Origin of the sequence: Aeromicrobium fastidiosum, from assembly GCF_017876595.1 — a bacterium.
Classification (GTDB): Bacteria; Actinomycetota; Actinomycetes; order Propionibacteriales; family Nocardioidaceae; genus Aeromicrobium; species Aeromicrobium fastidiosum.
The window spans coordinates 324,708-343,441 of sequence record NZ_JAGIOG010000001.1 but is presented as its reverse complement, the minus strand read 5'-3'; the positions used below and the strand labels follow the sequence as shown (position 1 = coordinate 343,441).

The 18,734-nt window shown below is 70.5% G+C and carries 18 protein-coding genes; 13 read left to right on the top strand and 5 right to left on the bottom strand.

What is annotated here, in order from left to right; translation table 11 throughout:
• Positions 1–22: 22 nt before the first annotated feature.
• Positions 23–550: a calcium-binding protein gene (locus JOF40_RS01715; RefSeq protein ID WP_188111623.1), complete on the bottom strand. Its 528-nt coding sequence runs from the start codon at positions 548–550 to the stop codon at positions 23–25.
• Positions 551–748: 198 nt separating this feature from the next.
• Here JOF40_RS01715 and JOF40_RS01710 point away from each other — a divergent pair, with 198 nt between their 5' ends.
• Positions 749–2,344 carry an AMP-binding protein gene (locus tag JOF40_RS01710; RefSeq protein ID WP_129179519.1) on the top strand — a complete coding sequence of 532 codons (1,596 nt, stop codon included), beginning with the start codon at positions 749–751 and terminating at the stop codon, positions 2,342–2,344.
• On the opposite strand, the gene JOF40_RS01705 is transcribed toward JOF40_RS01710, so the two are convergent.
• Entirely contained in the window at positions 2,313–2,891 is a 579-nt protein-coding gene (locus tag JOF40_RS01705; RefSeq protein ID WP_129179517.1) for a YveK family protein, read from the bottom strand. The two genes, JOF40_RS01710 and JOF40_RS01705, sit on opposite strands and share 32 nt — an antisense overlap.
• A 102-nt stretch (positions 2,892–2,993) precedes the next feature.
• Here JOF40_RS01705 and JOF40_RS01700 point away from each other — a divergent pair, with 102 nt between their 5' ends.
• The 4 genes from JOF40_RS01700 to JOF40_RS01685 all read left to right on the top strand — a co-directional run bounded on the left by JOF40_RS01700 (position 2,994) and on the right by JOF40_RS01685 (position 5,415).
• Positions 2,994–3,527, top strand: a complete 534-nt coding sequence (locus tag JOF40_RS01700) for an RNA polymerase sigma factor (protein WP_129179515.1) — start codon at positions 2,994–2,996, stop codon at positions 3,525–3,527.
• 35 nt (positions 3,528–3,562) lie between these two features.
• A complete protein-coding gene (locus tag JOF40_RS01695; protein WP_246152670.1) occupies positions 3,563–3,961 on the top strand; it encodes a type II toxin-antitoxin system PemK/MazF family toxin in 399 nt (132 codons plus the stop codon).
• The gene (locus JOF40_RS01690; RefSeq protein WP_129179511.1) at positions 3,958–4,944 is read left to right on the top strand and encodes a YihY/virulence factor BrkB family protein; all 987 of its coding nucleotides are present in this window, start codon (positions 3,958–3,960) and stop codon (positions 4,942–4,944) included. Before JOF40_RS01695 ends, JOF40_RS01690 begins: the two co-directional genes overlap by 4 nt.
• Before the next feature lie 75 nt (positions 4,945–5,019).
• Positions 5,020–5,415, top strand: coding sequence for a cold-shock protein (locus JOF40_RS01685; RefSeq protein ID WP_129179509.1), 396 nt, complete (start codon positions 5,020–5,022; stop codon positions 5,413–5,415).
• A 74-nt stretch (positions 5,416–5,489) separates the two neighbouring features.
• Here JOF40_RS01685 and JOF40_RS01680 read toward each other — a convergent pair whose 3' ends face one another.
• Positions 5,490–6,938 carry an MFS transporter gene (locus JOF40_RS01680; protein ID WP_129179507.1) on the bottom strand — a complete coding sequence of 483 codons (1,449 nt, stop codon included), beginning with the start codon at positions 6,936–6,938 and terminating at the stop codon, positions 5,490–5,492.
• 60 nt (positions 6,939–6,998) lie between these two features.
• Between JOF40_RS01680 and JOF40_RS01675 the strand changes: the two genes are divergently transcribed.
• Entirely contained in the window at positions 6,999–7,745 is a 747-nt protein-coding gene (locus JOF40_RS01675) for a DUF3027 domain-containing protein (protein WP_129179505.1), read from the top strand.
• An 87-nt stretch (positions 7,746–7,832) separates the two neighbouring features.
• Positions 7,833–9,416 carry an MDR family MFS transporter gene (locus JOF40_RS01670; protein ID WP_129179503.1) on the top strand — a complete coding sequence of 528 codons (1,584 nt, stop codon included), beginning with the start codon at positions 7,833–7,835 and terminating at the stop codon, positions 9,414–9,416.
• A gap of 117 nt (positions 9,417–9,533) precedes the next feature.
• Here JOF40_RS01670 and JOF40_RS20140 read toward each other — a convergent pair whose 3' ends face one another.
• The gene (locus JOF40_RS20140) at positions 9,534–9,947 is read right to left on the bottom strand and encodes a DUF2530 domain-containing protein (protein WP_246152668.1); all 414 of its coding nucleotides are present in this window, start codon (positions 9,945–9,947) and stop codon (positions 9,534–9,536) included.
• Positions 9,948–10,006: 59 nt separating this feature from the next.
• On the opposite strand from JOF40_RS20140, the gene JOF40_RS01660 reads away from it, so the two are divergent.
• The 3 genes from JOF40_RS01660 (at position 10,007) to JOF40_RS01650 (ending at position 13,092) form a co-directional block, all read left to right on the top strand.
• Entirely contained in the window at positions 10,007–11,023 is a 1,017-nt protein-coding gene (locus tag JOF40_RS01660) for a hypothetical protein (RefSeq protein WP_129179501.1), read from the top strand.
• 87 nt (positions 11,024–11,110) lie between these two features.
• Positions 11,111–12,550, top strand: coding sequence for an NCS2 family permease (locus JOF40_RS01655; protein WP_129179499.1), 1,440 nt, complete (start codon positions 11,111–11,113; stop codon positions 12,548–12,550).
• A 23-nt stretch (positions 12,551–12,573) separates the two neighbouring features.
• Positions 12,574–13,092, top strand: coding sequence for a gamma carbonic anhydrase family protein (locus JOF40_RS01650; protein ID WP_129179497.1), 519 nt, complete (start codon positions 12,574–12,576; stop codon positions 13,090–13,092).
• A gap of 104 nt (positions 13,093–13,196) precedes the next feature.
• Here JOF40_RS01650 and serC read toward each other — a convergent pair whose 3' ends face one another.
• Complete coding sequence (gene serC, locus JOF40_RS01645; protein ID WP_129179495.1) at positions 13,197–14,303, bottom strand: phosphoserine transaminase; 1,107 nt, start codon at positions 14,301–14,303, stop codon at positions 13,197–13,199.
• A gap of 42 nt (positions 14,304–14,345) precedes the next feature.
• Between serC and JOF40_RS01640 the strand changes: the two genes are divergently transcribed.
• The 3 genes from JOF40_RS01640 to scpA all read left to right on the top strand — a co-directional run bounded on the left by JOF40_RS01640 (position 14,346) and on the right by scpA (position 18,733).
• On the top strand, positions 14,346–14,660 hold the full coding sequence (locus JOF40_RS01640) for a hypothetical protein (RefSeq protein ID WP_129179493.1): 315 nt from the start codon (positions 14,346–14,348) through the stop codon (positions 14,658–14,660).
• 63 nt (positions 14,661–14,723) lie between these two features.
• Complete coding sequence (locus tag JOF40_RS01635) at positions 14,724–16,553, top strand: methylmalonyl-CoA mutase family protein (protein WP_129179490.1); 1,830 nt, start codon at positions 14,724–14,726, stop codon at positions 16,551–16,553.
• The gene (gene scpA / locus JOF40_RS01630) at positions 16,550–18,733 is read left to right on the top strand and encodes a methylmalonyl-CoA mutase (protein ID WP_129179488.1); all 2,184 of its coding nucleotides are present in this window, start codon (positions 16,550–16,552) and stop codon (positions 18,731–18,733) included. The genes JOF40_RS01635 and scpA overlap by 4 nt, the downstream gene beginning before the upstream one ends.
• Position 18,734 lies beyond the last annotated feature (1 nt).

Sequence of the window (18,734 nt, the reverse complement as noted above, 5' to 3'; positions counted from 1 at the left end):
GAGCGGTCGAGGTCGGGGTGGCTCAGTCGTCGTCGTTGTCGTCGCGGTCGGGCTCGCTGCCCTGGTAGACGCGATCCTTGCCGGCACCGCCGGAGAGCCGGTCGGTGCCGCGCTCGCCCTCGAGCGTGTCGCGGCCGTTGCCGCCCCACAGGCGGTCGTTGCCCGAGCCGCCGGTCAGGTCGTCGTTGCCGTCACGGCCCCAGATGCGGTCGCTGCCCGCCGAGCCGTCGAGGTCGTCGCTGCCGGATCCGCCGTCGATGCGGTCGTTGCCGGATCCGCCGTCGACGTCGTCGCGACCGCTGCCGGCGCAGATCAGGTCGTTGCCGCCGTTGCCGTCGATCTCGTCGTTGCCGGACAGGCCGACGATGACGTCGCGGCCGGGCGTGCCCTCGATCTCGTCCTCGCCGGCAGTGCCGACGATCGTCGCGGCGACGCCGCGGCACTCCGGGGCAGCGGCGGAGGCAGGGCTCGCGAGGCCCATGACGGCCACGGTGCTGAGGCCGAGCCCCGCGAGGGCCAGGGCGGCGGCGGAACGGGTGCGAGTGCGCATGTCGTGTCTCCAGTCGTGGATGGGTTGGTGATGACCCCATGACAACGGCGCAGCATGAGGGCCCCGTGAGCCGTGGATGAGAGCCTTCTCATGTGACGGTCTGTTCACGTGGCAGGGTGTCGCCTGTAACTCGTTGTTACTCTTTTGCGGTCGGCCCGGCATCGTTACGGTCGAGCCACCACACCGAACGGGAGATCCATGAGCGACCTGACCTACAGCCTGAAGGTCTTCAAGCAGATCGGGCTGCTCAAGCCGGTCGCCCCCCACCGCCTCCTCGGAGCGGGCGTCCAGCTGGCCAAGTGGGGTCCGGGCCTGCCGTCAGGCGTCAACGCAGCGGCCAAGCGCTTTCCGCACCAGCTCGCGATCATCGACGACGCCGGTGAGATCACGTGGTCCGGCCTGGCCGGCGAGATCAACCAGATGACCCAGGCGCTGAAGGACCGCGGCGTCGAGGCCGGCGACTCGATCGCCGTGCTGTCGCGCAACCACCGCTACATGATCATCGCCATCGTCGCGATCATGCAGCTCGGCGGTCGCGTGCTGCTGCTCAACACGATGGCCAGCCGCTCCCAGCTCGGCGAGCTCGCCCAGCGCGAGGACGCGAGCCTCGTGATCGTCGACCAGGAGTTCCTCGACGTCGCGCAGGACGTCGACCGGTCGCTCGTCGTCCTGGCGTGGGCCGATGCCGACGCCCCCGACGACCTGCCATCGGTGTCGAGCCTCTCGGAGGGTCTGTCGACGCGGGCCCACCCCAAGCCGGAGCGACACGGCCAGATCATCATCTTCACGTCCGGCACCACCGGCCTGCCCAAGGGTGCCCGGCGCGAGGAGCCGAAGGACCTCAAGCCGCTCATCGCCTTCTTCGGCGCCATTCCGTACCGCGGCAACTCGACGGTCGTCCTGGCGTCGCCGCTGTTCCACTCATGGGGCCTGATCAACTTCGGCTTCGGGCTGTCGACAGCGCCGACGTACGTCCTGCGTCGCAAGTTCGACCCGGCCCAGGTGCTGCGCGACATCGAGACCTACCGCGCCGAGGTGCTGGTCGTCGTCCCGCTCATGATGCAGCGGATGGTCGACGCCGATCCCGCGGTCGTCGAGAAGACCGACGTCTCGTCGTTGCGCATCACGGCGAGCAGTGGTTCGGCGCTGGCCGGCGAGCTGGCCAACCACTACATGGACCTGTTCACCGACTCGGTCTACAACTTCTACGGCGCGACAGAGACCGGCTGGGTCACGATCGCGAGCCCGAAGGACCTGCGCGAGGCACCCGGCACCGCCGGCGTGCCGCCGTTCCGGACGACCGTCAAGATCCTCGACCCCGAGGGGCGCGAGCTGCCGCAGGGCGAGACGGGCGTCATCCACGTCGGCAACGACATGCCCTTCGGCGGCTACACCGACGGCAACACCAAGGCGTTCGCCGACGGTCTGATGAACACCGGCGACCTCGGCCACTTCGACGAGGACGGTCGCCTGTTCGTGTCGGGCCGCGACGACGACATGATCATCTCGGGAGGCGAGAACGTGTTCCCGCGCGAGCTCGAGGACGCGTTGATCGACCATCCCGACATCTCCGACGTCGTCGTGACGGGCATCGCCGACCAGAAGTTCGGCCAGGTGCTGGCGGCGTACGTCGTGCTCAAGCCGGGTGTCTCGCTCACGGAGGACGAGGTCAAGCAGTACGCCAAGACGCACGTCGCGCGCTTCGCGGTGCCCGGGCGGCTGATGTTCCTCGACGAGCTGCCGCGCAACCCCACGGGCAAGGTCATGAAGCGCGAGCTGCCCGAGTTCGAGTAGCCGACAGCGGGGCCGCCACGAGCAGGCCCAGCACCGTGGTGCCGAGGGCGGTCGCGGGCAGGCCGGGCCCGGTCGGTGCGCGTGGCGGTCGGGCCGGGTCGACGACGGTCCCGGTGAAGCCGGCGTCGGGCGCTCCGGTGGGGGTCAGGGTGCGCACCGCGAGGTAGGCCTGGGCCACCGCGTCGGCACCGCGCGCAGCAGCGGCTGGCTCGTCGGTGTCGTAGGCGATGCGCAGCAGCCGCGACTCCTCGACCGGCGATGCCGAAGCAGCGTCCTCGAGATCGGCGATCGTCAGGCGTGGGTCGCCGATCGCGTCGAGGGCCTCGGCCGTCACGCGGCGCGACGAAGCCACGGCGGCCTCGGCCGTCATGTCGATGCGATCGGTCTCGGCCGCGTCGACGAACACGACGGCGGTCGCCTCGTAGCGGGTCGGCAGGGCCACGTGGGCGACGACGCCGGACATCAGCCCGAGCAGCGCGCCGACCACGAGCACGCGCCAGCGCTGGGCCATGCGGGCCGCGAGCTCGGTGAGGGTGAGTGTCTCCACGACCACAGTCTCGTGCGGCCGCGGTGGACGGCGTCGCGAGTTGTCCACAGGCCGGCGGGATGTGCGTGGTGGGCCGCCGCGATCTGGGACATAACTGGTGGCATGACCCGGACCGAGGACGATGACGAGCTGGTGCAGGCCGTGCGCGACGGCGACTGCGAGGCCTACGGCGAGCTGTTCGCGCGGCACGAAGCGGTGGCGCGACGGGTGGCCGTGCGATCAGGCCGTGCCGGTGAGGCCGATGACGTGGTGGCCGAGGTGTTCGCCGGGGTGCTGCTGCAGATCAGGGCCGGGCGCGGGCCCACCGAGAGCTTCCGCGCCTACCTGCTGACGGGTGTGCGGCACGAGGCGGGCCGGCGGGCCGCGTCGGCGCGACGCTGCGAGCCGGTGGCAGAGGTCGAGCGATGGACGCCCGACGTCACGCCCGACGTCGACGTCGACGGCCACCTGCGTGAGGCCTACGCGACGCTGCCGGCACGCTGGCGCCGCACGCTGTGGCAGCTCGAGGTCGAGGGGCGTCGTCCGCACGAGCTCGCCGTCGAGCTCGGCCTCACGGCCAACGCGGTCTCCGCGCTCGGCTACCGGGCCCGGGTGGCCCTGCGTGCCGCCTACCTCGAGCGGTCGCGCGCAGCCTGACCGGCACATCGTGCGGGCTGTGGCAGTCTTGCTGCGTGCACATCGCCTACGACCCGCATCCCGACGGGAGGCCGGACCCGGGCGAGGTGGTCTGGACGTGGGTGCCCTACGAGGACGACCCGGCCCAGGGCAAGGACCGTCCGGTGCTGCTGATCGCCCGCGACGGCGACCTGCTCGTCGCGCTCGCGATGACGTCCAAGGACCACGACCGCGACCACGAGCAGGAGCGGCAGGCAGGACGGTTCTGGCTCGACCTCGGCACGGGGCCGTGGGACCCTGCCGGTCGGCCCAGCGAGGTGCGGCTCAACCGCTTCCTCGTGGTCGACCCGGCCGATATCCGGCGCGAGGGCGCGGTGCTCGACGAGCAACGGTTCGAGGCCGTCGCGGCGGCCGTCCGACCGTTCGTGCCCGGTGGGGAGGGGGAGCGCGCATGACCGACGACGGACCGAGCATCCCCCGCATCGACGCCTTCCAGCGACGGCACCCGGTCATCGGGCTGCCGCTCGCGGTCATCTACAAGTACTTCGACGACCAGGGGGCCTACCTCTCGGCGATCGTGACGTACTACGCCTTCGTCGCGATCTTCCCGCTGCTGCTGCTCAGCACCTCGATCCTGGGCTTCGTGCTCCAGGGCAACGAGGGCCTGCGCGACAAGCTGCTGGACTCCGCCCTCAGCCAGTTCCCGATCATCGGCACCGAGCTCGGCACCCCCGACGGCCTGCAGGGCAGCACCGGGGCGATCATCGTCGGTGCCATCACTGCGACCTACGGTGCCATGGGTCTTGGCCAGGCGATCCAGAACGCCGCCAACATCGCCTGGTCGGTGCCCCGCAACAGTCGTGCCAACCCGTTCTTGCTGCGCTTTCGCAGCATCCTGTTCCTGTCGATCAGCGGCATCGGCATCCTGGCGCTGGCCGTCACGACCTCGGTGCTGTCCAATCCCGATGTCCTCGGCACCGAGCTCGCGCCGGCGTTCGGGCTCGGCATCAGGCTCGCCAGCTTCCTGCTGACCGTCATGATCTTCGCCGCGATCTTCCGGCTCGTCAGTCTCGGCCGCGCCAGGCTGCGGGCCGTCCTGCCGGGGGCGTTCGTGACGGGTCTGCTGTGGCAGCTGCTGCAGGCCGGCGGCAACACGTACGTCCGCGAGGTCATCGGCAAGGCTGACAACCAGGTCAACCAGACCTTCGCCCTGGTGCTCGGCCTGCTCGCGTTCATCTACGTCGCGTCGATCATGGTCGTGCTGGGTCTGGAGGTGAACGTCGTCCTGCGCCGGCACCTGTACCCGCGGGCCCTGCTGACGCCGTTCACCGACAACGTCGTGCTGACCGAGGCCGACCAGAAGGCCTACGCCGCCTACGCCAAGTCGCAGCGCCACAAGGGGTTCCAGTCGGTCGAGGTCACCTTCGAGGACCGATGACGTCGGTGTGTCGCGGCCCACTAGGCTGGGCTCCGACGACAGGTGTCGTCACCGCGACGACGTGAAGGTGGCACCATGCCCACGGGCAAAGTGAAGTGGTACGACGCAGACAAGGGCTTCGGCTTCCTGAGCCGCGACGAGGGAGAGGACGTCTTCGTCCGTGCCGACGCGCTCCCTGAGGGCGTCGCCACGTTGAAGGCCGGCACGCGGGTCGAGTTCGGCATCGTGCAGGGCAACCGCGGCGACCAGGCGCTCCAGGTGCGACTGCTCGACCCCGTCACGTCGGTGTCGCGCTCGCAGTCGCACGCCCGGCGCAAGGACCCCGAGGCCATGGCAGTCATCGTCGAGGACCTCATCCGCATGCTCGACGCAGTCGGCGAGGGCTACCGTCACGGACGCCACCCCGACAGCAAGAAGGCCAAGCCCATCGCCCAGGTGCTGCGGGCCGTCGCCACCGAGCTCGAGCTCTGACAGTCGAGCCGCTCAGCTGAGCGGCTCGAGGAACTCCAGCTGGACGTGGTGCAGCCGGGCGAAGGAGAAGGTCGTCACTCCGTCCACCTCGCCGCCGGCTCGCGCTCGGGCTTGCGGGCCTGGCTGACGACGAGCGCCAACCAGGCGATCAGCAGGGCACCGATGATCAGCAGGCCGACCTGGGGCGTGAGGTCGAGCGTGAACAGTCCGATGCCGATCAGGCCGCCGATGACCCAACCCAGCTGGAGCAGGGTCTCGGAGCGGGCGAACATGCTGGTGCGCACGCGCTCGGGCACGTCGCGCTGGATCATCGCGTCGAGGCTCAGCTTGCCCAGCGACTGGCAGATGCCGACCGTGAGTCCGAGGATCACGGCGGTCCACCACGTGAAGAAGACGCCGACCGTGGCGAGCACCGCGACGTCGAGGACCAGCACGAAGATCACGACCTGCTCGGGACGTCGCGTGCTCGCGGCCGAGCCGATGAGGGTGCCGATCGTGTTGCCCGCGCCGGCGCCGCCGATCACCAGTCCCAGCAGGATCGTGGCGTTGTAGTCCCAGCCCATCGAGGCGGGCGGCTCGCGCAGCGTGAAGGCCATGAAGATCGTGAGGAACCCGGACAGCAGCCGCAGCCCGGCGTTGCTGCGCAGGCCGTTGACGACCGCGCGCGTGATCGTGAGCCCCTTGCGCACCGTCGTGGCGCTGGGGTTGACGAGGTCGACCGGCTCCTCGCCCTCGCTGGAGTCGACCTTGGCCGGCAGCAGGATCGCCAGCACCGTGCCGACGGCGAACAGCAGCGCGCCGTAGCGCAGCGCCCAGTCGGGGCCGAGCAGCGCGGCACCGCCGGCCAGGGGCGCGGAGATGGCTGCGGCCCCGGTGCCCGTCAGCGAGATGCGCGAGTTGCCCTTGACGAGCGTGAACGTCTCGGGGAGCAGGCGCGGGACGGCGGACGCGCGCGTGACGCCGTACGCCTTGGACGACACGAGGCAGCCCAGGGCGGCCAGGTAGAACGCGGGCGGTGGCGTCGCGTCGGTGACGGCGCCGGCGAGGACCCAGCAGCAGAACGCGCGGATCGCGAGCGTCGATCCGATGGCCCACCGGCGGCCCCGGCGGAAGCGGTCGAGGAACGGGCCGATCAGCGGCGCGACGATCGCGAACGGCAGCATCGTCACGGCGAGGAACAGCGCGACCTGGCCCGTCGCCTCACCCGTCGGGACCGTGAAGAACAGCGTGCCGGCCAGCGAGATCGCCACGGCCGCGTCGCCCGCGGTGTTGAAGGCGTGCAGCTCGAGCAACCGGGAGAACCCGCTCTCGCCGGCACCCCCGGAGTGCGTGAAGCGCCGTGCCCCGGAGAACGCGGTCGTGCCGCCCTTGGCGACCGCGCGGGCCGTCCCGCGTGACACGCGGCCCGCTGCCTGGGCCGTGCGGCGCAGGTTGGATGCCGGGGGCGGGGTCGACGGACCCGACCGCTCGCTGTCGAAGCCGGGATCGGTCGCGTGGTCGTACGGCCAGTCGCGCTCCTCCATGCGTCTCATCCTGCCCCACCCCGTCACGTCGTGTGCCGCGACATGGGCGACAATGGGTGAATGCCCATCGATGACCAGCTCGCAGCCGCTGTCGACATCGCGCGCGCCGCGGTCGACGAGGCCGCCGACACCGGCTCGGTCGGCTCGCACCTGCAGGCGTCCGCCGACGCCGACCTGCTCGTGTCGCACCACTTCGAGTGCCTCAAGCCCGGCTACGGCGGCTGGTACTGGTCGGTCAGCGTCTCGCGCGCGCCCGACAGCGAGCACGTCACGATCAACGACGTCGTGCTGCTCCCCGGCGACGACGCGATCATCGCGCCGGCCTGGACGCCCTACCGCGACCGCATCCGCCCCGGCGACCTCAGCCCGGGAGACGTGCTTCCTCCCGACGAGGACGACGCCCGCCTCGTCCCGTCGTGGACGGCCGGTGACGGCGACGAGCAGACCGACGACCGCTTCTTCGCGCGAGAGGTTGGTCTGGGGCGCGAATGGGTCCTGTCGCTCGAGGGCCGCGAGCTCGCGGCCGACCGCTGGCAGGCCGGCGACCAGGGACCCGAGGCACCGATCGCCCAGCAGGCGGCCGGCGTGTGCCACTCGTGCGGGTTCATGGTGAGCCTGGCGGGTCCGTTGTCCGAGCGGTTCGGCGTGTGCGCCAACGGCATGGCCAACGACGACGGGCGCGTCGTGTCGTTCGACCACGGCTGCGGTGCCCACTCGGGTGCCCGGCTCAGCCGGTCGGCCGGGGCGCAAAAGCTGCCCGATCCGGTGTTCGACACCCTGACGCGAGACGAGATCGACGGTCTCTGACCCTCCTCGTCCAGCCGCCCTTCGTGAGTCCGCTCACGGAGGGCGGTTTTTGTTGCGCGATGCATGTATCCGACGTATGGTTGCAGCATGCAACTAGGTACCAAGGCCGCTGAGCCCACCGCCACGTCGTCCACACCCCCGTCGCCCACGCAGGGCGAGCTCAGCCACCGCGAGATCATGGAGGTGCTGTTCGGCCTCCTCGCAGCGCTGTTCACCGCGATCCTCAGCAGCACGATCGTGTCGAACGCGCTGCCGACGATCATCGCCGACCTGGACGGGTCGCAGACCCAGTACACGTGGGTCGTGACGGCGTCCCTGCTCGCGATGACGGTGTCGACGCCGATCTGGGGCAAGCTCTCGGACCTCATGAACAAGAAGACCCTGGTGCAGATCTCGATCGTGATCTTCGTGATCGGGTCGATGCTGGCCGGGCTCTCGCGCAACCTTCCCGAGCTCATCTCGATGCGCGTCGTGCAGGGCATTGCGATGGGTGGCCTGACCGCCAACGCGCAGTCGATCATCGGCTCGATCATCCCGCCGCGCCAGCGCGGCCGGTACAGCGGCTACATGGGCGCGACCATGGCGGTCGCGACGGTCAGCGGCCCGCTCCTCGGCGGCGTCATCGTCGACACGCCGGGGCTCGGCTGGCGCTGGACGTTCTTCGTCTGCGTCCCGCTCGCCGTCATCAGCCTGGTCGTGCTGCAGAAGTACCTCCACATCGCGACGCAGCGCCGCAAGGTGGTGTTCGACTACGTGGGTGCCGTGCTGATCGCGATCGCCGCGAGCCTCCCGCTGCTGTGGGTCACCTTCGCGGGCGACTCGTTCGGATGGCTCTCCTGGCAGACGGCGGCCTTCCTGGGCGGCACAGCCCTGGCCGCGGTGCTCGTCGTGCGCGTCGAGCTGCGCCACCCCGAGCCGCTGCTGCCCATCGCGGTCGTCCGCGAGCGCACCACGGCGCTGGCCATCATCGGCAGCATCGCCGTTGGCATCGCGATGTTCGGCGGATCGGTCTTCATCGGCCAGTACTTCCAGGTCGCCGGCGGACGCACGCCGACCGAGGCAGGACTGCTGACGATCCCGCTGATGGTCGGATCGCTCGTTGGCACGCTCGTCTCTGGCCAGCTGATCACCCGCTTCGGCCGCTGGAAGCGCTTCCTGGTCATCGGCTCGGTCTCGCTCATCGTGGGCATGGGCCTGCTGTCGACCATCAGCCACACGACGCCGGAGTGGCACGCCATGGTCTTCATCGCCTTCGTCGGCGTCGGCATGGGCATGCTGCTGCAGAACTACGTGCTCGCGGTGCAGAACACCGTCGACGTGTCGCAGGTCGGCGCGTCGAGCGCCACGGTCGCGTTCTTCCGGTCGCTCGGCGGCGCCGTGGGCGTGTCGGTGCTGGGCGCGATCCTGGCCTCGCAGGTCAAGAGCGACGTGACGTCGAAGCTGTCGGCCCTGGGCATCGACAGCGCGGGCGGCGGAGGATCGCTGCTCGACGTCAAGAGCCTGCCGCCGCAGGTCGCCGAGATCGTCCGTTCGGCCTACGGCGACGCGACCGGCACGATCTTCGGCGTGGCCGCGGTCGTCGCGGTGCTGAGCCTCGTCGCCGCCCTGCTGATCCGCGAGGTGCCGCTGCGCACCACGGTCCGCAAGGCGTCCGACGACGCCGCCCAGTGATGCTCGCGAGTCACTGAATGACGAACCGCGAGTCACTCCGTCACAGCTCGACCGTGACGCAGTGGCTCGCGGTGCGTGACGGAGTGGCTCGCGAGCGCGGGGTTCGCGGCCGTGGAGCTAGTCGAGCTTGCGCCGGCGGCCCGGCTGCATGCGCAGCGCGTTGCGCCGCCGGCGGCAGTACTCGATGCCGATCAGGCCGAGGCCGAAGCCGGCGACGGCGGTCCACAGCCACCACGTGCGGCCGTCGGACTCCAGGGTGCCGAGGAACGGCAGCAGCGCGATCGCGATGACGCCCCAGGTGATGGTGCCGACCGTCATGGTGCGCACGCCGTCGACGTCCATCGGCTCGACCTCGGCGACGCGGTGGGTCGTGCGTCCGATCTCGAGCTCGGTGACGTCGGGGCGACCGAACTCGTGGCGGCGCGCGGCGCGCTCGAGGCGGGCGATCTCGCGATGACCCATCTTGCGCTCGATGGTCTCCGGACCGTCACCCTGTCGGATGATCCAGTCGTCGCCGTTGCCGTCGCTCACACGGCCACACTACCCGCCCGGATCGTGGCGGCGTCCGTGTCCTGTCATGCTGATCAGCAATGAATCCGCGTCATCGCCGGCTGCTGATCCCCGGCCTGCTCATCGTCCTGCTTGTCGTCGTGCTGATCAGCTCGGTGACGGGTCGGTCCGACGGTGCGACGGCGCAGCCCGAGGTCGTCAGCACCCTGTCCGACGGCCGCATCAACGAGTCGAGCGGTCTCGTCATCAGCCCCGACGACCCCGACCGCGCCTACACGATCAACGACTCCGGCGGCGCGCCGGTGGTCTACGCCGTCTCGGTGTCGACCGGCAGGACGCTGGGAGCGGCGACGGTCGACGCCGATCTCGTCGACACCGAGGCATTGTCGATCGACCGCGACGGGACGCTGTGGATCGCCGACACCGGTGACAACAGCGGCCAGCGCGACGACGTCGCGCTCTACTCTCTGCCCGAGATCGCCGACGGCACCACGACCGTGACGGCGCGACGGTTCCCGATCACCTATCCGGGCGGCCCGCTCGACGTCGAGGCACTCGCGATCGACCCCACCTCGGGTGCGAAGTTCCTGATCAGCAAGGGGCTGTTCGGTGGCACGGTGTTCTCGCTGCCGGGCCGTCTGAGCCCGGATCGGCCCAACGAGGCGAAGACCCTCGCGGGCGACGTCCCGGGGCTCGTGACCGACGCCGCGTTCACCCCCGACGGGCGCTTCGTCGTCGCGCGCGACTACACCGAGGCCTATGTGCTCGACCCCGTGACGTGGCAGATCGTCACCTCGTTCGACCTACCGCCGGTCGACCAGGGCGAGACCCTCGCGATGGAGGCCGGCGGCCGTTCGTTCCTGGTCGGCAGCGAGGGCACCGCGTCGCCCCTGATCCGGGTCCCATTCACGCCGCCCGCCACGGACGACGACGGTGCCGGGAGCACCCCGAGCCCGACGCCGTCCGCGACCGCCTCGGGGCGGGTCGCGACGCCGCCGGGAAACAGCGGATTCGCGGGTGCCACCTGGTTCTGGGGCTTCGTCGTGGTCGCGCTGCTCGCCGCGGTCAGCGCTGCCATGACCACGAAGCGGCGCTGACACGGTTGCGTCGTCGTCGCGCGCATCTGGCATGCTGCGTCGTCGGACCCGTCTCACGTCGAGCGGGTCGGCCGTGAGGGGAGCGCCATGACAGGCACGATCGAGCAGTACTTCAAGATCTCGCAGCGCGGATCGACGATCGGTCGCGAGGTGCGCGGCGGAGTCGTCACGTTCCTGACGATGGCCTACATCATCGTGCTGAACCCGGTCATCCTCGCGGGCGTCGCCGACAAGGACGGCAACTTCCTGGGCGGCGGCTCGACGCCTGGTTCGGGCTTCGCGACGATCGCCGTCTGCACCGCCCTCGTCGCCGGCCTGCTCACGATCCTGATGGGCGTCGTCGCCAACTTCCCGCTCGCGTTGGCCACGGGTCTCGGGCTCAATGCCTTCGTGGCCTTCTCGGTCGCGAGCCAGATGACGTGGGCCGATGCGATGGGCCTGGTCGTGCTCGAGGGCATCATCATCCTGCTGCTGGTGCTGACCGGGTTCCGCAAGGCCGTCTTCGACGCGGTGCCCCGTCAGCTCAAGACCGCCATCGCCGTGGGCATCGGCCTGTTCATCACGATCATCGGCTTCGTCGACGCAGGCTTCGTCCGGACGACCGGCAACGCCGCGCCGCCCATCGGGCTCGGCATCGGCGGCACCCTGTCGGGGTGGCCCGTCCTGGTCTTCTGCATCGGCCTGCTGATCATGATCGCCCTGCACGCGCGCGGCGTGCCCGGCGCGATCCTCATCGGCATCGTCGCCACGACGGCTCTCGCCGGCATCGTGCAGGCGCTGGCCGACGTCCCCGCCGGTGGCGGCGACCCGACCTCGAAGGGCTGGAACCTCAACGTCCCGTCGTGGCCCGACAGCCTCGTGCAGAAGCCGGACTTCTCGCTGCTCGGCGAGTTCTCGCTGTTCGGCTCCTTCGAGCGCGTGGGCTTCGTGACGGCGGCGCTGCTGGTCTTCACGCTGCTGCTGGCCGACTTCTTCGACACCATGGGCACCATGACGGCGATCGGTGCCGAGGCGGGGCTCAACGACGAGAACGGCTCGCCGGCCGGGGCGCAGCGCATCCTCGTGGTCGACTCGGTCGCGGCGATCGCCGGTGGGGCCGCGGGCGTCTCGTCCAACACGTCGTACATCGAGTCGGCGTCGGGCGTCGGCGACGGTGCCCGCACGGGCCTGGCGTCGGTCGTGACGGGCGTGCTGTTCCTGCTGTCGACGTTCTTCGCACCGCTCGTCGAGCACATCCCGAGCGAGGCCGCCGTGCCGGCGCTGGTGCTCGTGGGCTTCTTGATGATGAGCCAGGTCAAGCACATCGACTGGGACGACGTCGAGATCGCGATCCCCGCGTTCCTCACGATCGCGCTGATGCCGTTCACCTACTCGATCACCGCCGGCATCGGGGCGGGCTTCATCGCGTACGTCGTCATCAAGGTGGTCAAGGGCAAGATCGCTGCCGTCCACCCGCTGCTGTGGGTCATCGGCGTCCTGTTCGTGGTCTACTTCGCGATCGACCCGATCTCCCGCTGGATCAGCTGACCCCGGTTGGATAGCGTGCGCCCATGCTGATCGCACTGGGAGACAAGACACCGCAGGTCGCCGACACGGCGTGGATCGCTCCGACGGCGGTGCTGGCCGGCTCGGTGCGCATCGGCGAGGGGGCGAGCATCTGGTACGGCGCGGTCCTGCGGGCCGACAACGAGCCCATCACGATCGGAGCCCGCTCCAACGTCCAGGACAACTGCGCCTTCCACGTCGACCAGGGCAAGCCCGTCGTGCTCGGCGAGGGCGTGTCGGTGGGGCACGGCGCGGTGGTGCACGGTGCGACGATCGGCGATCACGTGCTGGTGGGGATGAGCGCGACCATCATGAACGGGGCCGTCATCGGCGACGAGACCCTGATCGCCGCCGGTGCCCTTGTCACCGAGGGCATGGTCGTGCCGCCGCGCTCGCTCGTGGCGGGTGTCCCGGCCAAGGTGCGGCGCGAGCTCTCGGACGACGAGGTCGCGAAGCTGCACCACAACGCCGAGATCTACGAGGGCCACCGAGAGCTGCACCGGGGCGGCACCGTCATCGGCTGACCTCCCCGCCCTCGAGGCGGTGCGCCAGCGTCCAGCGCGACGGCGAAGGTGGACGCCAGCGCACCGCCTGGGTGAGACGGTGGACGCCAGCGCACCGCCCCGGGCTAGAGGTGGTCGACGACCCAGTCGATCGAGCGGGTCAGCTGCGTGACGTCGTCGGGGTCGACGGCCGGGAACATCGCGATGCGCAGCTGGTTGCGGCCCAGCCCGCGGTAGCTGTCGACGTCGACGATGCCGTTGGAGCGCAGGGCCGCGGTGACGTCGCCCTGGTCGACGCCCTGCAGGTCGATCGTGCCCACGACGAGAGAGCGCTCGGCCGGGGCCGTCACGAACGGCGACGCGAACGGCGACGCTTCGGCCCACTCGTACAGGCGTCGCGAGGAGTCGGCGGTGCGGCCCACCGCCCAGTCGAGGCCGCCCTGCGCCAGCATCCACCGCACCTGCTGGTCCATCAGGAACAGCGTCGCGAGCGCCGGGGTGTTGTAGGTCTGGTTCTTGCGTGAGTTGTCGATCGCGACGGGCAGGTCGATGAAGCCCGGGATGTGCCGGCCCCCGGCCTTGATGCGCTCGGCGCGCTCGATCGCCGCGGGCGACATCAGCGCGATCCAGAGCCCGCCGTCGGACGCGAAGCCCTTCTGCGGCGCGAAGTAGTAGACGTCGGTCTCGGCGACGTCGACCGGCAGTCCGCCCGCGCCGGACGTCGCGTCGACCAGCACGAGCGCACCGTCGTCGATGTCGTGCGGTCGCGCGACCGGCGTCATGACACCCGTGGACGTCTCGTTGTGGGCCCACGCGTAGACGTCGACGCCGCGGGTCGCGTGGGGCAGCGGGTGCGTCGACGGATCGGTCTCGAGGATCTCGGGCGCGTCGAGGAAGGGTGCCTGCTGGACGGCGGTCGCGAACTTGCGGGTGAACTCGCCGTGCACGAGGTGCTGCGAGCGCCGGTCGACGAGCCCGAACGTCGCGGCGTCGAAGAAGGCGTGCGAGCCGCCGACGCCGAGGACGACCTCGTGGCCGTCGGGCAGCGTGAACAGCTCGGCGAGCCCCTCGCGGAGACTGCCGACGAGGTTCTTGACGGGGGCCTGGCGGTGCGACGTGCCCAGCAGGGTGTCGCCCGTCGCGGCGAGGGCGTCGAGCGCCTCGAGCCGGATCTTGGAGGGGCCGGACCCGAATCGTCCGTCGCGGGGGAGGAGGTCGGCGGGGATCTTCACCTCCCCATCATCTCAGGACGTCCGGGCCGTACGGTTGAGGGCGTGTGGACCTGGGTGGACGGCGCGGAGGACATCGTGGTCGAGGGCGGATTCGCCGTGGGCGACGACGTCGCGTGGACCGTGCTGACCGACGGCTTCGACGAGCTGCTGCCCCAGCTGCCCGCCGGCTTCGAGCACGACATCACGAGCGCGGTCGACGACGACGGCGACGACGAGGTCGAGGGCACCGTGGCCAGGATCGTGATGCTGACGGGCCGCCGACGCACTGCTGCCAGCGAGATCACGGCCACGCCCGCCGAGCACGTCCAGGTGCTCGACATGGCCGGCTTCGCCGTCGAGCTGCGGCCCACGTCGTAACCCGTTCGTCACATTCGTCACATTGGGTGGCCGAGGTCACAAGGTGTTCGTACGATGCCCCCTATGGCATCTGACCCCTCGACGAGCTCGGGCACTCCAGTGACGATCGAGGTTCCCCTCTCGCAGGGCCTCGAGCACACGCAGGACGAGTGGGAGTCCGCCACCGCCGCGGTGCTGCGCAAGTCGCGCCGACTGTCCGACGACGCCGACCCCGGCGAGGTGTGGGGAACGCTCGCCACCACGACCCTCGACGGCATCTCGGTCACCCCCCTCGGCACCCCGGCGCTGAGCGCCGACCTGCCCGACGGCGGCCTGCCCGGTCAGGCTCCCTTCACCCGGGGTGCCACGGCGACCCGGGAGCTCGACGGCTGGGACGTTCGCGCCTGGTTCACCGACCCTGATGCCGAGCGCACCGCGCGTGACGTCGTCACCGACCTCGAGAACGGCGTCAACTCGCTGTGGATCTCGGCGGGCACGGGCGGCGTGCCGATCGACGCCCTCGCCGCGATCCTCGAGCCGGTCTTCGTCGACCTCGCCGCCGTCGTCGTCGACGCCCCGTTCGAGCCCCTCGAGGCTGCCCGGGCACTGGCCGCGGTCATCGCCGACAAGGGCGTCGAGGCGGCGGCCGGCACGAGCCTCGGTGCCGATCCGATCGGTGCGGCGTTCCGTGGCCGCGGCGTGGTCGACTTCGACGCCACGGTCGAGATCGCCCGACTGGCCCACCCGCTGGGCATCCGCGGCCTCACGGTCGATGCGACCGCGGTGCACGACGCCGGCGCTTCCGACGTGCAGGAGCTCGCCTACTCGCTGGCCGCCGGCGCGCAGTACCTGCGGACGCTCGTCGAGGCCGGATTCAGCGTCGACGAGGCAGCGGGGCTCATCGACTTCCGCTACGCCGCGACCGACGAGCAGTTCCCGACGATCGCCAAGCTGCGCGCGGCCCGCCGGCTCTGGGGGCGCGTGGCCGAGCTCAGCGGCGTCACCAGCGCGGCGGCCGGCCAGCTGCAGCACGCCGTCACGTCGCGGCCGATGATGTCCCGCTACGACCCCTACGTCAACATGCTGCGCACGACCGTCGCGGCCTTCGCGGCAGGTGTCGGCGGAGCCGCCTCCGTCACGGTGCTGCCCTTCGACGAGCCGCTCGGCCTGCCCGAGCCGTTCAGCCGCCGCATCGCCCGCAACACGTCCAGCCTGCTGATCAGCGAGTCCCACGTCGCGGCCGTCACCGACCCCGCCGGCGGCTCGCACGCCGTCGAGAAGCTGACCGACGACCTCGCCCGCGACGCGTGGGCGCTGTTCGGCGAGATCGACGCGGCCGACAGTCTCGAGGCGGCGCTCGACCTCGTCCGCGAACGGGTGGCCGTGACGGTCTCCGACCGGGCGCTGGCCGTCGCGAAGCGCCGACGTCCGCTGACGGGCGTCTCGGAGTTCCCGCAGGTCGACGAGACGCTGCCCGAGCGACGTCCGTACGACCGCCCGCTCGAGGTGCACCGCTACGCCGGCGAGTTCGAGGCGCTGCGCGACGAGCCGGTCTCGTCGCCGGTGTTCCTGGCATCGATGGGCACGGTCGCGGGCTTCACGGCCCGCGCGACCTTCGCCGCCAACCTGCTGGCCGCCGGAGGCGTCGGCACGGTCGTGGGCGGCCCGTCCGAGGGCGTCGACGAGGTGCTGACGGCCTACGAGTCGGCCGGTCGTCCCTCCGTCGTGTGCCTCGTGGGCAACGACAAGGCCTACGAGGCGTGGGGCGCCGATCTGGTCGGGGCCCTGCGGCAGGCGGGAGCCAGCCACGTCGTCCTGGCCGGCAAGGCCGAGGTCGGAGCCGACACGACCATCGCGATGGGGGTCGACGCACTGGCCTTCCTCCGTTCGATCCGAGAGGAGCTGGTTCGATGACCGGCGTTCCCAGCAGCTTCCAGGGCCTGCCGCTCGACCCCGAGCAGCCGTACGAGCCCGATCCGGAGACGTACGCCCGCGCGACCGACGGCGCGGAGCCGTGGGCCTCGCCCGAGGGCATCGACGTCGAGGGCCTCTACACCGCGGCCGATCTCGACGGTCTCGACGGCCTCGACACCTACCCGGGCCTGACACCGTTCCTGCGCGGTCCGTACCCCGCGATGTACACGACGCAGCCGTGGACGATCCGCCAGTACGCGGGCTTCTCGACCGCCGAGGAGTCCAATGCGTTCTACCGCCGCAACCTGGCGGCCGGCCAGAAGGGCCTCTCGGTCGCCTTCGACCTCGCGACCCACCGCGGCTACGACTCCGACAACCCCCGCGTCGTCGGCGACGTCGGCATGGCCGGTGTCGCGATCGACTCGATCTACGACACGCGCAAGCTCTTCGAGGGCATCCCGCTCGACGAGATGAGCGTCTCGATGACGATGAACGGCGCCGTGCTGCCGGTGCTGGCGCTCTACATCGTCGCCGCCGAGGAGCAGGGCGTGCCGCCCGAGAAGCTGTCGGGCACGATCCAGAACGACATCCTCAAAGAGTTCATGGTGCGCAACACCTACATCTACCCGCCGGCACCGTCGATGCGGATCATCTCCGACATCTTCGCCTACACCGCGCAGAAGATGCCACGGTTCAACTCGATCTCGATCTCGGGGTACCACATCCAGGAAGCCGGGGCGACGAACGACCTCGAGCTGGCCTACACGCTGGCCGACGGCGTCGAGTACCTGCGGGCGGGCCTCGACGTGGGTCTCGACATCGACGCCTTCGCGCCGCGGCTCAGCTTCTTCTGGGCGATCGGCATGAACTTCTACATGGAGGTCGCCAAGCTGCGGGCGGCCCGTGCGCTGTGGGCCCAGCTCGTCGCCGACTTCAACCCCCAGAACCCCAAGAGCCTGAGCCTGCGCACCCACAGCCAGACGTCCGGCTGGTCGCTGACGGCGCAGGACGTCTTCAACAACGTCGGTCGCACCGCGATCGAGGCGATGGCCGCGACGCAGGGCCACACGCAGTCGCTGCACACCAACGCGCTCGACGAGGCCATCGCCCTGCCGACCGACTTCAGTGCTCGCATCGCCCGCAACACCCAGCTGCTGCTGCAGCAGGAGTCGGGCACGACCGACATCATCGACCCGTGGGGCGGCTCCTACTACGTCGAGCGCCTGACCCACGACCTCGCCAACCGGGCCTGGGCCCACATCCAGGAGGTCGAGAAGGCCGGCGGCATGTCGAAGGCCATCGAGGCCGGCATCCCCAAGATGCGCATCGAGGAGGCCGCGGCCCGCACCCAGGCGCGCATCGACTCCGGCACGCAGGCCGTCATCGGCGTCAACACCTACCGCCTGGCCGACGAGGACCCCCTCGACGTGCTCAAGGTCGACAACAAGGCCGTCTACGCCTCGCAGATCGCCAAGCTCGAGCGGCTGCGCGCCGAGCGCGACCAGGTCGAGGTCGACGCGGCTCTCGAGGCGCTGACCCGCAGCGCGGCCAGAGGGTCTGCGAGTGATGGATCCCTCGACGACAACCTGCTGCACCTCGCGGTGAACGCCGCGCGCGCCAAGGCGACCGTCGGCGAGATCTCCGACGCCCTCGAGAAGGTCTACGGGCGGCACCAGGCCGTCATCCGTACGATCTCAGGTGTGTACCGCACCGAGGCAGGCAAGGCCGGCAACGTCGCCCGGGTCATCGAGGCCACCGAGGAGTTCGAGAAGGCCGAGGGCCGTCGTCCCCGCATCCTCGTGGCCAAGATGGGCCAGGACGGGCACGACCGAGGCCAGAAGGTCATCGTGACGGCCTTCGCCGACATGGGCTTCGACGTCGACGTCGGCCCGCTGTTCTCGACGCCCGAGGAGGTCGCCCAGCAGGCGATCGACGCGGATGTGCACATCGTCGGTGTCTCGTCCCTCGCGGCGGGGCACCTGACGCTGCTGCCGGCGCTCAAGGAGTCGCTGGCTGAGCTCGGGCGTCCCGACATCATGGTCGTCATCGGCGGCGTCATCCCGCCCGACGACGTCCCGACCCTGATCGAGATGGGTGCGGCCGCGGTCTTCCCGCCCGGCACGGTCATCGCCGACTCGGCGCTCGACCTGCTCGACAAGCTGCGCACGACCCTCGCCTGAT

Bases quoted from the DNA above. Each gene is read 5' to 3' on its own strand.
- JOF40_RS01680 (WP_129179507.1), bottom strand. From the start codon at position 6,938: ATGGAGGAGCGCGACTGGCCGTACGACCACGCGACCGATCCCGGCTTC.
- JOF40_RS01690 (WP_129179511.1), top strand. From the start codon at position 3,958: ATGACCGACGACGGACCGAGCATCCCCCGCATCGACGCCTTCCAGCGA.
- JOF40_RS01670 (WP_129179503.1), top strand. From the start codon at position 7,833: ATGCAACTAGGTACCAAGGCCGCTGAGCCCACCGCCACGTCGTCCACA.
- JOF40_RS01650 (WP_129179497.1), top strand. From the start codon at position 12,574: ATGCTGATCGCACTGGGAGACAAGACACCGCAGGTCGCCGACACGGCG.
- JOF40_RS01710 (WP_129179519.1), top strand. From the start codon at position 749: ATGAGCGACCTGACCTACAGCCTGAAGGTCTTCAAGCAGATCGGGCTG.
- JOF40_RS01685 (WP_129179509.1), top strand. From the start codon at position 5,020: ATGCCCACGGGCAAAGTGAAGTGGTACGACGCAGACAAGGGCTTCGGC.
- JOF40_RS01700 (WP_129179515.1), top strand. From the start codon at position 2,994: ATGACCCGGACCGAGGACGATGACGAGCTGGTGCAGGCCGTGCGCGAC.
- JOF40_RS01660 (WP_129179501.1), top strand. From the start codon at position 10,007: ATGAATCCGCGTCATCGCCGGCTGCTGATCCCCGGCCTGCTCATCGTC.
- JOF40_RS01715 (WP_188111623.1), bottom strand. From the start codon at position 550: ATGCGCACTCGCACCCGTTCCGCCGCCGCCCTGGCCCTCGCGGGGCTC.
- JOF40_RS01675 (WP_129179505.1), top strand. From the start codon at position 6,999: ATGCCCATCGATGACCAGCTCGCAGCCGCTGTCGACATCGCGCGCGCC.
- scpA (WP_129179488.1), top strand. From the start codon at position 16,550: ATGACCGGCGTTCCCAGCAGCTTCCAGGGCCTGCCGCTCGACCCCGAG.
- JOF40_RS01635 (WP_129179490.1), top strand. From the start codon at position 14,724: ATGGCATCTGACCCCTCGACGAGCTCGGGCACTCCAGTGACGATCGAG.
- JOF40_RS01655 (WP_129179499.1), top strand. From the start codon at position 11,111: ATGACAGGCACGATCGAGCAGTACTTCAAGATCTCGCAGCGCGGATCG.